16 protein-coding genes are annotated in these 14,386 nt (G+C 56.5%); 9 read left to right on the plus strand and 7 right to left on the minus strand.

The annotated features are described in order from the left end of the window. Positions 1-33: 33 nt before the first annotated feature. Both QOL84_RS08195 and QOL84_RS08200 read left to right on the plus strand, forming a co-directional pair. Positions 34-639, plus strand: coding sequence for a glutathione S-transferase (locus QOL84_RS08195; protein ID WP_283436866.1), 606 nt, complete (start codon positions 34-36; stop codon positions 637-639). Between the two features lie 2 nt (positions 640-641). Continuing rightward, the gene (locus QOL84_RS08200; protein ID WP_283436867.1) at positions 642-1,748 is read left to right on the plus strand and encodes a DNA alkylation repair protein; all 1,107 of its coding nucleotides are present in this window, start codon (positions 642-644) and stop codon (positions 1,746-1,748) included. Positions 1,749-1,886: 138 nt separating this feature from the next. Here the strand turns inward: QOL84_RS08200 and QOL84_RS29475 are convergent, their stop codons facing one another. From QOL84_RS29475 to QOL84_RS08210, 3 genes are read right to left on the minus strand one after another with little or no spacing between them, the layout of a single operon-like run. After that, the gene (locus tag QOL84_RS29475) at positions 1,887-2,099 is read right to left on the minus strand and encodes a hypothetical protein (RefSeq protein WP_430458708.1); all 213 of its coding nucleotides are present in this window, start codon (positions 2,097-2,099) and stop codon (positions 1,887-1,889) included. 36 nt (positions 2,100-2,135) lie between these two features. Continuing rightward, positions 2,136-2,432 carry a hypothetical protein gene (locus QOL84_RS29480; protein ID WP_430458709.1) on the minus strand — a complete coding sequence of 99 codons (297 nt, stop codon included), beginning with the start codon at positions 2,430-2,432 and terminating at the stop codon, positions 2,136-2,138. Then, a complete protein-coding gene (locus QOL84_RS08210) occupies positions 2,419-2,892 on the minus strand; it encodes a hypothetical protein (RefSeq protein WP_283436868.1) in 474 nt (157 codons plus the stop codon). The genes QOL84_RS29480 and QOL84_RS08210 overlap by 14 nt, the downstream gene beginning before the upstream one ends. Before the next feature lie 270 nt (positions 2,893-3,162). On the opposite strand from QOL84_RS08210, the gene QOL84_RS08215 reads away from it, so the two are divergent. Together QOL84_RS08215 and QOL84_RS08220 are read left to right on the plus strand one after the other, a co-directional pair. Beyond that, entirely contained in the window at positions 3,163-3,906 is a 744-nt protein-coding gene (locus QOL84_RS08215) for an SDR family oxidoreductase (protein WP_283436869.1), read from the plus strand. A gap of 3 nt (positions 3,907-3,909) precedes the next feature. After that, positions 3,910-4,545, plus strand: a complete 636-nt coding sequence (locus QOL84_RS08220; protein WP_283436870.1) for a cupin domain-containing protein — start codon at positions 3,910-3,912, stop codon at positions 4,543-4,545. A gap of 6 nt (positions 4,546-4,551) precedes the next feature. Here QOL84_RS08220 and gcvA read toward each other — a convergent pair whose 3' ends face one another. Then, positions 4,552-5,463 carry a transcriptional regulator GcvA gene (gene gcvA, locus QOL84_RS08225; protein WP_283438640.1) on the minus strand — a complete coding sequence of 304 codons (912 nt, stop codon included), beginning with the start codon at positions 5,461-5,463 and terminating at the stop codon, positions 4,552-4,554. A 166-nt stretch (positions 5,464-5,629) separates the two neighbouring features. Between gcvA and QOL84_RS08230 the strand changes: the two genes are divergently transcribed. The 3 genes from QOL84_RS08230 (at position 5,630) to QOL84_RS08240 (ending at position 7,925) form a co-directional block, all read left to right on the plus strand. Next, positions 5,630-6,403, plus strand: coding sequence for an SDR family NAD(P)-dependent oxidoreductase (locus tag QOL84_RS08230; protein WP_283436871.1), 774 nt, complete (start codon positions 5,630-5,632; stop codon positions 6,401-6,403). 14 nt (positions 6,404-6,417) lie between these two features. Then, positions 6,418-6,759 (plus strand): carboxymuconolactone decarboxylase family protein, encoded by a 342-nt coding sequence (locus QOL84_RS08235; protein ID WP_283438641.1) that lies wholly within the window; start codon positions 6,418-6,420, stop codon positions 6,757-6,759. Positions 6,760-6,827: 68 nt separating this feature from the next. Beyond that, complete coding sequence (locus QOL84_RS08240) at positions 6,828-7,925, plus strand: flavin monoamine oxidase family protein (RefSeq protein WP_129392479.1); 1,098 nt, start codon at positions 6,828-6,830, stop codon at positions 7,923-7,925. Between the two features lie 73 nt (positions 7,926-7,998). On the opposite strand, the gene QOL84_RS08245 is transcribed toward QOL84_RS08240, so the two are convergent. The 3 genes from QOL84_RS08245 to QOL84_RS08255 all read right to left on the minus strand — a co-directional run bounded on the left by QOL84_RS08245 (position 7,999) and on the right by QOL84_RS08255 (position 10,691). Beyond that, positions 7,999-8,652: a DUF2931 family protein gene (locus QOL84_RS08245; protein ID WP_129392476.1), complete on the minus strand. Its 654-nt coding sequence runs from the start codon at positions 8,650-8,652 to the stop codon at positions 7,999-8,001. Further along, the gene (locus tag QOL84_RS08250) at positions 8,652-10,193 is read right to left on the minus strand and encodes a phospholipase effector Tle1 domain-containing protein (RefSeq protein ID WP_283436872.1); all 1,542 of its coding nucleotides are present in this window, start codon (positions 10,191-10,193) and stop codon (positions 8,652-8,654) included. Before QOL84_RS08250 ends, QOL84_RS08245 begins: the two co-directional genes overlap by 1 nt. 138 nt (positions 10,194-10,331) lie before the next feature. Next, positions 10,332-10,691, minus strand: coding sequence for a DUF6124 family protein (locus QOL84_RS08255; protein ID WP_283436873.1), 360 nt, complete (start codon positions 10,689-10,691; stop codon positions 10,332-10,334). Between the two features lie 695 nt (positions 10,692-11,386). On the opposite strand from QOL84_RS08255, the gene QOL84_RS08260 reads away from it, so the two are divergent. Both QOL84_RS08260 and QOL84_RS08265 read left to right on the plus strand, forming a co-directional pair. Next, a complete protein-coding gene (locus QOL84_RS08260; protein ID WP_283436874.1) occupies positions 11,387-13,003 on the plus strand; it encodes an arylsulfatase in 1,617 nt (538 codons plus the stop codon). Positions 13,004-13,074: 71 nt separating this feature from the next. After that, positions 13,075-14,343, plus strand: a complete 1,269-nt coding sequence (locus QOL84_RS08265) for an OmpP1/FadL family transporter (protein WP_129392464.1) — start codon at positions 13,075-13,077, stop codon at positions 14,341-14,343. Positions 14,344-14,386: the final 43 nt, after the last annotated feature.

Below are 14,386 nucleotides of genomic sequence, written 5' to 3' on the forward strand. Positions count from 1 at the left end.
CCTTCCCACCGGTTCGACTTGAAGGAACGCGTCATGAAACTGATCGGCATGCTCGACTCTCCTTACGTGCGGCGCGTGGCGATCTCCGCCAAACGCTTAGGCATCGACCTCGAACACGAGGCGGTCTCGGTGTTCCGCCACTTCGAGCAATTCCAGCAGATCAACCCGGTGGTCAAAGCGCCGACGCTGATTCTCGATGACGGCGTGGTGCTGATGGACTCCACGCTGATCCTCGACTACCTCGAATCTGCTACAGGCAAAAGCTTGCTGCCGACCGACTTGAGCCAACGCGCCCGCGCCCTGCGCCTGATCGGCCTGAGCCTCGCCGCCTGCGAAAAAGCCGTGCAGCTCTACTACGAACGCAACCTGCGCCCGGCCGACATCCAATACCAGCCGTGGATCGAACGCGTCGAAAGCCAACTCGCCGCCGCGTTCACCGCGCTGGAAACAGAACTCGACACCCACCACTTGCCCACCGACGGCACCCTCGCCCAGGACGGCATCAGCCTTGCTGTCGCCTGGAGCTTCACCGGCCTCGTCGTGCCCGACCAGATCGACAACGACCGCTACCCGCGCATCGCCCAATACACTGCATACGCGGAAAGCCTCGAAGCCTTCATCAGCACACCGATGACCTGACCATGAGCGCCACCGAAACTGCCGCTCCCGCCCTCAAGGAAATCTTCAACGCCGAACGCTTGCGGCATATCGCCGACGAAATGAGCGCGGTGTATCCCGCGTTCAAAGCCAAGGCATTTCTCAAGCACGCCAATGAAGGCCTCGCCGAGCTATCGGTGATGCAGCGCATGGCCCGTGTCAGCGAAAGTCTGCACGCCGTGCTGCCGATGGGGTACGAAGACACCCTCGATGTATTGCGTGAACTCGCGCCAAGGCTGAACAGCGGATTCGTCAGCATGTGCCTGCCGCATTACGTCGCGAGCTATGGCGGGCATGCGTTTGCTACCTCGATGGATGCGCTGAAGTACTTCACCACGTTCGGCTCATCCGAATTTGCCATCCGCCACTTTCTGCGCAGTGATCTGGAACGCGCGCTGGAACTGATGCACGACTGGGCTTTGGATGAGAATCACCATGTGCGTCGCTTAGCCAGCGAAGGCAGCCGCCCTCGCCTGCCTTGGTCGTTTCGACTGGAAGCCGTGCAGGCGGACCCGCGATTGACGGCGGGGATATTGAATCGGTTGAAGGCGGACGAAAGTTTGTACGTGCGCAAGTCGGTGGCGAATCATTTGAATGATGTGACGAAGGTGCATCCGGAGTGGGTGCTGGACAGGATTGAAGGTTGGTCGTTGGAGAACAAGCACACGGCGTGGATTGCCAAGCATGCGTTGCGGAGTTTGATCAAGCAGGGGGATTTGCGGGCGCTGACGGTGATTGGCGCGGGGGCGAAGGCTGAGGTTGAGTTGTTGGATGTGCGGGTTGAGCCGGCGGTGTTGCGGCTGGGGGATGCGATTGTTTTGTCGTTTACGGTGAAGTCGACCGTGGCGCATGAGCAGCGGTTGGTGATTGATTATGCGATTGACTATGTGAAGGCGAATGGCGGGGTTTCGCGGAAGGTTTTCAAGTTGAAGGTGATGGATTTGGTGGGGTTTGGGGAGGTGGTTGTGGGGCGGCGGCAGGTGATTAAGGATTTTACGACGCGCAAGCATTTTGTGGGGTGGCATGGGGTGCGGGTGATGGTTAATGGGGTGGTGTTGGGTAGCGCTGCGTTTGACATTGTTTCTGGATGAGGCCGTGTGTGGATTCGTTGATTTGGCAATACTCGGAGTGATAGGGAGTTGCGCATAGGGCAGCTTTCGGCCAGAAGCAGACGTTCAACTCGCCCTGTTTTTGGCCCATTGAAAATGTACAACTGGTGGTCTCAGAGCTTACTCCGTGGCGTCGAAAGATTCGTGATACAGCACTGTGCCTACCAGTAAATCACTACTGAAGGAAAGCGCCTGGAAATACTCTTGAGGAACCCCGGGCAACTCCAATCCAGCATTGGCTTTGAAACAAAAGCGACTATAGTAATCACGATCACCCAGCACTACGCAGCCAGTTGCGCCCAGGTCTTGCAACTGCGCCAGAGAGGCTTTCATCAGGGCTGAACCGATACCTTGGCCTTGCCGGTTTCGTCACACGGATATTGGCCCGAGCCCGTACCAGCCTGTCGCATCCGAAGACACAGTGACCGGTGAAATAGTTAATTGCCCGGCGCGACGCAGCGCATCGACAATCAAGTGTTCTGTGTGGCTGGAATGTTCTTCGTGCTCAAACGCCGTGAGGGTCAGCGCGGCAATGCGCTGGATGTCTTCAGATTGTTCGTTGCGGATTGTCAGATTCATATTGAGTTTTTCTCTAGTGCCTTGATCGAACAGGCCGGTACAAGTCGTACTTTGAACGACTGTTCTGGTTCGATCAAACCCACTCATGTTCAGTGAGCCTTTTGAATGCTGACAACGCGTCTTGAAACTGAACCTTCTGGAATAAAGCCCTCTGATTTTTTTCATTCCAGGCAACCGCAGTGATGACGCCGGAAACGATGTCGACGGCCCTGCCAAAACGCTCCCAAATTACAGTCTCACCACGAATCACTTGCTCAACCACCGCAACAGTGCAGCTCAAGTCCATATCATCCGGGCAAATCAATAGCGGTACTATCGTCGAGGAGTCTTCTGCGTTAGGTTCGAGAACTTGCCACGCGTAGCGCGAGTGATCGTCATCGGTCAGCCAGCCTTGTGCGGGAACCAGTCCATCTGTGTCGTCGTTACCGATGGCGTCGTAAATGACGCCCTTGATCCAGTTTCCAAGTGGAATGGAGTCAATCGTAAACACCGGATGCGGCGCTCTGGTGTGTTTCGATTGATACATCGCTGCACTGATAACGTTCATGCTAGGCTCGGCGTTGAATTGACCATTCCGCATTTTGCATCAGGTCACTGGGTACGCAAAACCTATCTCACGTTAATCACTCGAAAACACTCTGTAATAACGCGAGTTTGAGAACGACTGCATTGGGTCGATTTCTGTCTAATGCGATGGGTCGAGACTACCCCGCCGTCCCGCAATTTTTTCTTTAGATGACCACACAAAAATCTGCCTCGCCAGTCGAGACCGCACAAGACACCCTGTCTTGAAATGTTTTCTGCACAGGGTTTCGACATGTTGACTGGAAAAGCAGCACTGATCACTGGCGGTTCTTCAGGAATTGGCCTGGCTACGGCTCAGCGGATGGTCGCGTACGGCGCGAAGATCGCTATCACCGGGCAGAATATGAATCGCTTGATGGAAGCCGCCAGCGGTCTTGGCTCTGGGGTTATTGCTATCCAGGCCGACGTCAGCATTCAGGCCGATATGCAACGGGTTCGCCAACAGGTTGAACAGGCGTTCGGCGGTCTGGATATTCTGTTCGCCAACGCAGGGGTCGCTTATGGAACGCCTTTGGCAGCAACAGATGACGCCATGATCGACCATCTGCTGGGCGTAAACGTCAAAGGTGTGTACTTCACCGTGCAGGCGCTGGTGCCGGTGATGCCCAAAGGCAGCAGCATCATCCTCAACACCTCCTGGCTAAACCAGATTGGCGCGCCCGGTAGATCGCTACTCTCCGCGTCCAAAGCCGCTGTGCGGTCATTCGCTCGCACGTTATCAGCAGAATTGCTGGATCAACAGATTCGAGTCAATGCTGTCAGCCCAGGTTCGGTTATCACACCGCTGCATCGCCAATCAGGTCAAACCGAGGAACAGTTTGCTGCTTACGTTTCGAGAACGGGAAGCCAGGTGCCTATAGGGAGAATGGGCCAAGCTGAAGAAATAGCCGAAGCTGTATGTTTTCTGGCCAGCGACCATTCTCGATACATGCTTGGGGCTGAAATGGTGGTCGACGGCGGGCGCTCGGAGCTATAAGCCATGCAATTGAACACTGATCTCGATCATCGCACGCTGGTGCATGGGGCACTCCTGCCGTGGGTGCCCTCTCCCTCCTCCGGCGTCGAGCGACGCATGCTCTATCGTGTCGGAGGAGAAAAGGCCCGAGCAACCTCGCTAGTAAAGTACGCAGCTGGAAGCGTGTTCCCTGTACATAGCCACCCCGGTGGCGAAGAGTTCTTCGTTCTTGAGGGCACGTTCCAGGACGAGAGAGGCGATTACCCTGCCGGTACTTACGTTCGCAACCCTCCAGGTAGCCGGCACACCCCACGCTCCGACCAGGGCTGCGTGATATTTGTGAGGCTGCAACAGTTCGATCCGCAAGATACCCAGGAATGCGTTGTGCAGTCTGAGCGCGAAGATGACACGTCATCTGCACAGTTGCTGTTCTGTAGCACTAGCGAGCAAGTCAAGCTTGAGCGATTGGAGGCTGGCGCATTGCTGTCTTTAGCCAACCCTTACGGGATGGAAGTTCTGGTACTGGCCGGATCCATCGTTGAAGGCAAGGATCTGCTTGAGCGAATGACCTGGCTTCGCCTGCCCAGAGGCATGCCCCTGCAAGCGCAAGCCGGGCAAGCCGGCACACGTTTGTGGATCAAGCGATGCACTGCGCCTTGATCCTGCTCAAGCGTCGGCTTCGCTGATCAACCAGTCGCGGAACGCCTTGATCTTCGCCAACTCCGCCACTTCTGGACGGTGAACCACGTAATAGGCAAATGCGAGCGGACAAGTGGTTTCACCGAAGGGGCGGATCAGCCGCCCCGCCGCCAAATCCTCGCGCACCATCACACTGCGCCCCAGCGCCAATCCCTGTCTGTCAATCGCTGCTTGCAAGACGGCCGCCGAATTATTGATGCGCAGGCCGTGATCGGCATTGATATCCACGTAGCCTGCGGCATCGAGCCAGGTACGCCAAGTGGGATAGGCAGGGTCAGCCGCCATCGACAGATCATGGATCAATGTCGCTTCGGCAAGCTTCCCCTTCGGCAACCGTCCTTTCTTGAGCAACGAATAACCCGGCGCGCACACCGGGTACATTTCTTCATCCATCAACTTGGAGGCCGTCAATCCGGGCCACTGTCCGGCGCCATAGCGAACGCCAACATCCACACCCTGGACGACGAAGTCCACCGGGCGCAGGTTGGTATCCAGCAGGACATCGGTTTGCGGATGAGCCAGCTGGAAACGCTCGATACGGGGTAGCAGCCACTTCGCCGCAAACGCCGGACTGACGGTTACGGTCAGGCCAGTGTTAAGCGATCCCTCTTTCAAACGCTCCAACCCTGCGCGCAAGCGATCAAAACCCTCGCGTATATCTGGCAGCGCCTCCCTCGCCACATCGGTCGGAACCAGACGCGTAGAGCCGCTCGATGCGCGATGGAACAACGTCACGCCAAGCCAGGCTTCAAGGGTGCGCACCTGCTGCCCTACCGCTGCCGAGGTGACATGCAACTCCGTCGCCGCGGCTGAAAAACTCTGGTGACGAGCGGCGGCTTCAAAAGCTCGCAGTGCATTGAGATAGGTTGGCGTAGTCATATGGAAAAGAATTTCTTTAATGATTGGAAAAATCTTCTGATTTGTCGCCATTGCGTATTGGGCGAAGAATAGCAGCCATGCCGAAGCATTACAGCCAAAAGGCCCGGTGACCAAGTCGACCCGTTCATTCCGGCGACTCCCTCTCTTTAGCAAAAGGAACACAACGATGAAAAGATTTTCTTCCAAAGTAGCTATCGTTACTGGCGGCGGTTCAGGTATCGGTAAAGAGGTCGCAGCGCGGTTGGTTGCCGAAGGCGCCAGCGTAGTGATTACCGGGCGTGATGCTGCGAAACTCGAAAAAGCCGCCGCTCAGATCGACCCGACCGGCACTAATGTGCGCACACTCGCCGCCGATATTTCCCAGCCTGCCACTGCCCAGGCACTCGTCGCGTTGGCAACTGCCGAGTTCGGTGGCGTCGATATCCTGATCAACAATGCCGGCATTTTTAATCCAAAACCCTTCCTGGAAGTGGGCGAGCAGGAATACGACGGCTTCGTCGACATCATCCTCAAGGGCAAATTTTTCATGGCCCAGGCGGCGGCGAAGGCCATGCAACAACGCGGCGGCGGAGCCATCGTACAGACTGGCTCGCTGTGGGCCATTCAAGCCATCGGTGCCACGCCGTCGGCTGCTTACTCAGCGGCGAACGCTGGCGTTCACGCGCTGACGCGTAATCTGGCCATCGAGTTGGCGGCGAGCAACATCCGCATCAACACCGTTGCCCCCGCCGTGGTGGAGACACCGGTCTACAACACCTTCATGGACAAAGATCAGGTTGCAGCCGTGCTACCGACTTTTAATGCCTTCCACCCTTTGGGGCGTAACGGCCAGCCAGCGGATGTGGCCGAGGCGATGTTGTTTCTCGCTTCAGAACAGGCTTCGTGGATCACCGGCACCTTGTTGCCAGTCGATGGCGGTGTGACTGCCGGCCGAATCTAAAGGAGCGAGCCATGATGATGGATTGGAATGATTATCGGGAAACACTCCTGAGCCGCGTTGGCGATCTTGCCAAACTTTCGCCGGATACGGTTCGGGGCCTACAAGTGCTGGACGGCGCCGGGGCAAAAACCGGTCATCTCGATGCCAAGACTCACGAACTGATCGCCCTGGCGGTCGCCGTCACTACCCGCTGTGATGGCTGCATCGCGGTGCATACCAAGGCGGCGGCAAAACACGGTGCTACGCGCGAAGAGATCGCCGAGGCGCTGGGCGTTGCTATCGCCCTCAATGCTGGAGCGGCCGTCACCTATTCGGCACGGGTGCTGGACGCCTACGCAGCACTCGACGACAAGTGATCAACTGCTGACAAGCCTGCCCGCAGGATCAAGCAATTGGCCTGCGGGTTTTCGTTTCGAGGAACACCATGAACACGGTCAAGGTAGCAATCATAGGCGGCGGTCTCAGCGGCCTTTATACGGCGTACCTGTTGTCGCAAATGAACGTGGAGTACCAACTGTTTGAGGCTCGTGACCGGCTCGGTGGCCGAATTTTATCGACGCCTGGCCCGGGGCCAAGGCATGACTTGGGTCCCGCATGGATGTGGCCCGACTTCCAGCCGCGCATGGCTGCGCTGGTAGAAGAGCTTGAGATTGCCACCTTCGCGCAACATACAGAGGGCGCAACGCTAATGGAGCGCTCATCCCTGCAGCCACCGAGGCGCATGGTTGGCTGGGAATCAGGAAACACCTCAATGCGCATCCATAGCGGCGTGCAGCAATTAATAGACGCGCTTGCCACTAAAGTGCCCGCTGAGCGCATTCTCCTGAACTGCCGGATTACCAAGGTGACGCTACGCAACTCCAGAGTCTTTTTAATGGCATCCGATGGATCGTCATCTTTGGAAAACATGGAGTTCACCCATGTCATCAGTGCAATGCCGTTGCGACTGATGGCTCAGAGCATCGAATTCGAACCGCCAACTGCTGCTTCGCGGATGGCACAGTGGGCCGAGACCCCGACCTGGATGGCGGCGCACGCCAAATATGTCGCGTTGTACTCAGCGCCGTTCTGGAGGGCGGCTGGTTTATCAGGATCGGCTCAAAGCCATATCGGGCCAATGGTGGAAATCCATGACGCCTGCGACCCAGCAGGCAGCGCCGCATTGTTCGGGTTTATTGGCTTACCTGTATCCGTCAGAAAGACGATGGATCAAGGCGCGCTGCTTGCAGCCTGCATTCAGCAAATGGGGCGGCTGTTCGGCACCGCCGCAACCACTCCTCTGGCGCACTACATCAAAGACTGGGCATGGGATGATTTCACTGCCGCAGACGGGGATCGTTTGGCAACCCAAGTGCATCACACCGGGCGCACCGTTATTACTACCCAAGATGTCTGGTCGGATGTACTTTTGGTATCAGGCACTGAGGCCTCATTGGAGCACAATGGCTACATGGAAGGCGCACTGGACGCAGCTCAAGTGGCGGTCAACAGGCTGCATCAAATTGAAATTAGGCATTGGTGAGCTAATTGGCCATTGGCGGCAGCTACCAGTAAACCACTCAACGTTAATATGATTTGCTTCATTGGCAGACGGGTTACCAACTCCCGTAAGGGATGCCAAATTTCTCGATATACCGCTTGGACTTTTCGCTGACAGGATACGCGTAGCGCCCTTGGTTCTTGCCTTGACTAGGCCCTAGCGGCTCAATCTCCGCCTGTGCTCTCGCGACTTTGACCGGATGGTGGCACTCGTCTCTGACCCAAACCTGCACAACCCCTCCAGGCGCCAACCCCAAATAGACCGATGAAATATAGGTGCTCCGCTGCTCTGGTGTTTTCGCGCAGCGCTGGTTGACCGAGGTCAGCATCAATTGTCTGGCTTCTTCGGGTATGTCCACCCATGCGCGATAGGTCTGAGGCTCTACGATGGACTGCCAACGAACGAAAATTCGTTTTGGAAGATCAGCGCCAACCACCGCTTTTGCGGACGCGCCCACTCCGTCCCAGCCTCGGGCCGACTCAGTACCATCTTCTGGGTACCCGCCCGACGCAGAACCTCCACCCGTGCGCAGAAACGTCTTGCCCTTAATGTCTTCCACAGCAGTGTCTTCAACCCAAACTTTCATGTAGTTGGGTTCGGTAAAACCGAGTTCCCACCATGGGGACTTAGGGTCATTTTTTGCTGACAGCGGGTCGGCATTACAGCCAGCCACGAAGAGCGCGCACAGCAGTGCTGTAAATAACTTCATTACCAAAGCGTCCAGTCGGGTACGTGTGGGTGTTTTACGCGGATTGCATCTTCCGTGGGGGCATTGATATAAACAGCTCTGATGCCACTTCCATCTCTCCTGCCAAGCGGATGGTTCCAATTGGCGGACGTGTGAATGTACTTGAGTTTGAGGATTTGCTCCTCCTCTGGCGTGGTGCTGTAGTCGCCGGAGACAAAACGATCACACATGGGCTGAAGTTCTTCAGGAACGGCGAAGTCTGGTGTCTCGGGGATGTCTTCTAAGCGCACGCCTTTGGCTTTGGCGAGTTGATGCATCACGCGCAGGCTCACTCTCGACAGTAATCCACTCACCGGACGCTTGAGTTGAACGGCGGCATAGACTCGTTTGACTCGAGGACTCAGTCGATCCTGAGGGCTGATCGGCATCAGTAAAGGAGGTGGCGTAACGACTTCCAGCATTTCGGAAGGCCAGCCGTTGGCTAACCACTGGTTTCTGACATTGACCGCATCCTGGTAGACCGATGTGGTGGTGACATCCGCGTACTTGCCGATGTCTAGAGTTTGCATTGGGCTAATGAGCACACATTCTTCGGCGTCCTCAAGATAACCGCCCCCAACATCGGAATGCACACCTGGCAAGACAATTTCCGGATGATCCATCGCTACTCGATTAAGAGCGAAGTTAGCCCTGCACTCATCCCGCGCAGCCAACTGCACAACGTCGGTGAAATAACGTCGGTCGAGGTAGAGTTTGATCCCTGTTGCGACTGCACTTTTGATGTTGCCTAAATTGGACCATCCAGCAATCGACGGTACAGTGTCGAATAAACCAATGAAGCCCATATTGATGTCGCGGTTGTATTGATCGACAAAGGTAGGACTGAGGACATCTGATTTGCTGCGAAGAATCTCGCCCAGAGGGCCTTGTTTGCCACGCACGATCTCATTGGCGAAATGTCTGGCGGCTGCCGCACCGCGACTGAAGCCAAACGTGTCGAAGGTCAACGACGCAATTTCACTATCGGGATTTTTATTCAATACCTCAGTGATACGCTGTTCGATCAACGCGAAAGAAGATTGGACACGCCCGGCAACACCGGTTTCGCCACGTCCTGTACCGGCGCCAAATTTACTGTCTTCTTCACCTGATCGGGTGCCTATGCCTTCGACGTAGACCATACCGAAAGCTTTCTTTCGAGGCCCCGCCCCCTCAGCCAGTCGCGGTGCCTCATACAGTTCGCTCAGCTTTTTCACGTTGCTGACATCGTTGCCGTAACTACTGTCGGGATCGCTCATATACGGCTGACAACTCGCAGGAATATCTTCCGGCGCAATCGGATGCTGCGCCCCACACAGCAATCCAGCCGCCGTGTTATTCGCATTATTCCCAGTCCCATCAAAGAACACCCCAATCCTCAACGCGATGCCGATTTTTTCAGGCTCAGGCGCAGGCTCTTTCCCATGTTTCTCATACTCAGCCCAACGCTGGGCATGAATATCGACGGGTTTGGCTTCTTCGTAACGAAAATTTTTCGGCGGGTTGGGTACGTAGCCACTCATCCGTGATTCCTTGTTCTGATCCCTGAAGAACGGCGCGAAGGGTGACAGTTGAGGCTGTGAGGCACAAGCCGTGGCCCTGTGCCAGCGCTGTTGAGACCGCGTGTTGCGACGAGGGTTTCCCCTCGTCGGTGGGGGCGGTTAATTGGCGATTTCGACGTTATCCAGCGCTTGGTTTACCGCGAGTTCGCCGAGCATCACGACTTGGGCGATGCCGAGCGCGGTTTTGCGATGGGAGGTGTCGAGCATGGCGGCGAAGTTGATCAGCATTTCGCTGGCGGAGCCGAGGGTTTCGCTGGCGTTGGCGAGTAGGGATTCGCTGTTGTACTTCGGGTTGGCGAGGTACATGCGTTCGGGCTGGTGGGTGCTGGCCATGATTTGCGCGGGGCCGAGATAGTGGTTGAGGGCGCGTTCGGCGGCTTCGTGGAATCGCTTGGAGTCGGGGGATTCGTAAGGGGATGTGGGGTCGGTTTCTGGTGGGTTGGGTGTTGGTTTGATCATGGTGAAACTCCTAGTTAATAAAAAGGAGCCTTCACTTTCGCTACCAAACGAAGGTGGCGGCCATACGCGGGTTGGTAGACCGGTAACTAGGACCCGGCACACCCGAAGGTGTCCTGCGCATGGCCACCATTGAGCAGAGACCTGAAGCGGTCTGCGAACGGTGCGCGATGCGACTAGTTATGACGGGCTACCAAACCCGACCACTGCTTTTCAGTGACCGACAGACGATAGAACCCGCGCCCTAGACGCACAAGCCAGCGGATTCTGGCTTAGTCGTAGGCAACGGCGCAAGGCGTTGTAGGGCTTGGGTAGTTACCGGAGGCTTCTATTAAACAGCTCTGGTATTTGTTGTTGAGAACGCTGTTAGGCGAGGTTTTCATTTTGGCTGTCTTCCAGAGGTAGAAGGATCTGGCGGGGGGAGATCAAAAGATCGCAGCCTTCGGCAGCTCCTACCTGTTGGCCGAGTATGGTGTTTGGTTGTGGTGGGTGGTGGAAACGGGACCAAGGTCATTTACATGACATTCTTCATCTGATTCGCCAAATAAAATCACCGTTTCCATAAGACGCTGATTGGCGTCGAAAAAAGAATACTGGCTATTTCAGGGATCGAACCTACGCTCCTGCGGGGGATAACCAGTTGCAAGACGGTCGGGGGGCCTGTCTTCGGTACTTACGCAAGTACACAGGAGCGCCTCATGAAGCCGACATATTTCTCCCGGTTGTTCTCTGTTTCATTGTTGTTGACCGCAACGGTCATACCCGAGCTGACAATGGCCGCCGACAAGCCCCCGCCGAACATTGTTGTCATCATGGGCGATGACATTGGCTGGTCGAATATTGGCGTCTATAACCAGGGCATGATGGCCGGGCGCACACCTAATCTCGATCAGTTAGCCGCAGAGGGCATGCGTTTTACCGACTATTACGCCGAAGCGAGTTGCACCGCCGGGCGCGCGAACTTTATTACCGGTGAACTGCCGATTCGCACCGGCATGACCACGGTAGGTCAGGCCGGCTCTGCGATTGGTATTCCCGCCGAAGCGGTGACCATCGCCACCACACTCAAAGCCATGGGCTACGCGACCGGACAGTTCGGCAAGAACCACCTCGGCGACCTCAATCAATTCCTGCCCACCGTGCATGGCTTCGACGAGTTCTTCGGCTACCTCTATCACCTCGATGCAATGGAAGACCCTGCACACCCCAACTATCCGCAGGATCAACTGGAAAAATTCGGTCCGCGCAACATGGTTCACAGTTGGGCCACCAACACCGATGACACCACCGAAATGCCGCGCTGGGGCAAGGTCGGCAAACAGAAGATCGAAGACGCCGGCACGCTCTATCCCGAACGGATGAAAACCGTTGACGACGAGATTCGTGACAAGGCTTTTGCCTTTGTCGATAAAGCCAGACAAGACAACAAACCGTTCTTTCTCTGGCTCAATCCGACGCGGATGCACATCGTCACTCACCTTTCCGACAAGTATGAAAAACTGCGCAACTCGGAAAATGGCTGGTCGGAACAGGAAGCCGGCATGGCGCAGCTCGACGATATCGTCGGTGACGTGCTCGCCAAGCTGAAAAAAGAAGGCATGGATGACAACACCATCGTGGTGTTCACCACCGACAACGGCGCGGAAAACTTCACTTGGCCGGATGGCGGCACAACTCCGTTTGCCATGGGCAAAGGCACAGTCATGGAAGGTGGTTTCCGGGTTCCGGCGATCGTTCGCTGGCCCGGCAAAGTGCCGGCCAATACGGTTGGCAACGGCATCATGTCCGGTATGGACTGGTTCCCGACCTTCGTTGCGGCGGCCGGTAACCCGAACATTACGCAAGAGCTGCTCAAGGGCAAACAGCTCGGTGACACCACCTACAAGGTGCACCTGGACGGCTATGACCAGACGCCGATGATCACCGGGAATGGTCCATCGAATCGCCACGAAATCTTCTACTTCGGTGAAAGTACTCTCGGCGCGATCCGCATCGATGACTTCAAATACCGTTTTATCAATCAGCCAGGTGGCTGGCTCGGCGCCAAGGAACAACCAGACATGCCGGTGCTGACCAATTTGCGGCTCGATCCCTTTGAACGGATGGGCTGGTCCGAAAACCTCACAGCCAATGGCTCGCTGTCCTATTTCGAGTGGTTCAAATATCAGTTCTGGCGCTTCGTATTCGTGCAGGATCAGGTCAGCAAACTGGCAATGACCGCTGTTGAATATCCGCCGATGCAAAAAGGCGCGAGCTTCAACCTCGAAGCGGTCAAAGCCAAGATCGAGGCTGCCCGGGCGGCCATGGGCAAGTAGCACTTCAGGCGAAACATGGGTGACCGAGGCCGGTCGCCCACGCTCCCAGCGGACATTTGCCGAGGTCTTCCATGCAGATAAAAACCACCACCCTGCCCACTCTGACCCTGCTCGCACTGTGCTGTCAGCAGGCTTGCGCCGGCGGCATCATGCTCTACGAAATCGGTACCGATAACACCGGTCTGGCAAACGCCGGCGCTGCCGCCCGGGCTCAAGGCCCGTCGACCATTGCCAGCAATCCGGCGGGCATGAGTTACCTGCCCGGCACGCAAATAACCGGCGGTTTACAGGTGCTCTACGGCAACCTGTCGTTCAATCGCGACGGCAACACCAACGGCACAGGCAGCAACAGTGGCAATGCTCTGGACCCGATTCCGGGTGGCAGCTTTTTTATAAGCCATGAACTGGATGAACATTGGGGTGTAGGTTTCGGCAACTACGCGGACTTCGGGCTGGCAGCCAATTACGACAACGATTGGTCCGGGCGCTACTTCGCGCAGAACGCCAGCCTCGCCGGATTGTCGTTCGTGCCCAGCGTGGCTTATCGCTTCAACGAACAATGGTCGCTAGGCGTCGGCGTGAAGGCCATGTACGGCATGCTTCAGGCGCAAACCGCCATCGACCGCTCGCCTTTCGGCCTGACCGACCGTGCCGACGGGCAGTTCAAATACAAGGATAACGACTGGGGCTTCGGTGCAAATGTGGGCGTGATCTATGCCCCGCAATCCGGTACGCGCATCGGTCTGGCCTACACCAGCAAGGTCGATCTGGAATTCGAGGACGGACTGGACGTCAAGGGCAACGGACCACTGCTGACGAGACTGGATGGCACCGACACACGCCTCGACATGACTGTGCCGCAAACCGTGACGCTCAGCCTTTTCCAGCAACTCGATCCGCAGTGGGCGCTCCTCGCTTCGGTCAATTGGCAGGACTGGTCCGAGTTCGGTGACGTCGCGGTGCAGGTCGACACCAGCGCCGTCGGCGCGCAATCGACCACCATCGACGGCCATTACAAAGACACTTGGCAACTGGCGCTCGGCGCTCAGTACCAAGCCACGCGACAACTGCTGTGGAATGTCGGCGTAGCCTACGACAGCAGTGCTGTCTCGGACGGTAACCGCACGTTCAGCGTGCCCATGGGCGAATCCTGGCGCATTGCTACCGGTGCCACTTATGCGCTCAACAAGGACACTGATATCAACGTCAGCTGGGCACTTGTCTGGCTTGGCGATATGCCGGTGGATCAGACCAAAACCACTTCGGGCACGCGAACTTCCGGTCAGTTCGACAACGCCTGGATTCAAGCCGTGACCGGCAACATGACTTGGCGTTTCTGACGCCCCGCCCTTAAAAACATGACCCATCACCCTTCGGAGCAAA

The sequence above is a fragment of the Pseudomonas helmanticensis genome, assembly GCF_900182985.1.
GTDB lineage: Bacteria > Pseudomonadota > Gammaproteobacteria > Pseudomonadales > Pseudomonadaceae > Aquipseudomonas > Aquipseudomonas helmanticensis.

Excerpts from the sequence above, each read along its gene's own strand:
- QOL84_RS08195 (WP_283436866.1), top strand. The coding sequence starts at position 34 with ATGAAACTGATCGGCATGCTCGACTCTCCTTACGTGCGGCGCGTGGCG.
- QOL84_RS08200 (WP_283436867.1), top strand. The coding sequence starts at position 642 with ATGAGCGCCACCGAAACTGCCGCTCCCGCCCTCAAGGAAATCTTCAAC.
- QOL84_RS29475 (WP_430458708.1), bottom strand. The coding sequence starts at position 2,099 with ATGAAAGCCTCTCTGGCGCAGTTGCAAGACCTGGGCGCAACTGGCTGC.
- QOL84_RS29480 (WP_430458709.1), bottom strand. The coding sequence starts at position 2,432 with ATGAGTGGGTTTGATCGAACCAGAACAGTCGTTCAAAGTACGACTTGT.
- QOL84_RS08210 (WP_283436868.1), bottom strand. The coding sequence starts at position 2,892 with ATGAACGTTATCAGTGCAGCGATGTATCAATCGAAACACACCAGAGCG.
- QOL84_RS08215 (WP_283436869.1), top strand. The coding sequence starts at position 3,163 with ATGTTGACTGGAAAAGCAGCACTGATCACTGGCGGTTCTTCAGGAATT.
- QOL84_RS08220 (WP_283436870.1), top strand. The coding sequence starts at position 3,910 with ATGCAATTGAACACTGATCTCGATCATCGCACGCTGGTGCATGGGGCA.
- gcvA (WP_283438640.1), bottom strand. The coding sequence starts at position 5,463 with ATGACTACGCCAACCTATCTCAATGCACTGCGAGCTTTTGAAGCCGCC.
- QOL84_RS08230 (WP_283436871.1), top strand. The coding sequence starts at position 5,630 with ATGAAAAGATTTTCTTCCAAAGTAGCTATCGTTACTGGCGGCGGTTCA.
- QOL84_RS08235 (WP_283438641.1), top strand. The coding sequence starts at position 6,418 with ATGATGGATTGGAATGATTATCGGGAAACACTCCTGAGCCGCGTTGGC.
- QOL84_RS08240 (WP_129392479.1), top strand. The coding sequence starts at position 6,828 with ATGAACACGGTCAAGGTAGCAATCATAGGCGGCGGTCTCAGCGGCCTT.
- QOL84_RS08245 (WP_129392476.1), bottom strand. The coding sequence starts at position 8,652 with ATGAAGTTATTTACAGCACTGCTGTGCGCGCTCTTCGTGGCTGGCTGT.
- QOL84_RS08250 (WP_283436872.1), bottom strand. The coding sequence starts at position 10,193 with ATGAGTGGCTACGTACCCAACCCGCCGAAAAATTTTCGTTACGAAGAA.
- QOL84_RS08255 (WP_283436873.1), bottom strand. The coding sequence starts at position 10,691 with ATGATCAAACCAACACCCAACCCACCAGAAACCGACCCCACATCCCCT.
- QOL84_RS08260 (WP_283436874.1), top strand. The coding sequence starts at position 11,387 with ATGAAGCCGACATATTTCTCCCGGTTGTTCTCTGTTTCATTGTTGTTG.
- QOL84_RS08265 (WP_129392464.1), top strand. The coding sequence starts at position 13,075 with ATGCAGATAAAAACCACCACCCTGCCCACTCTGACCCTGCTCGCACTG.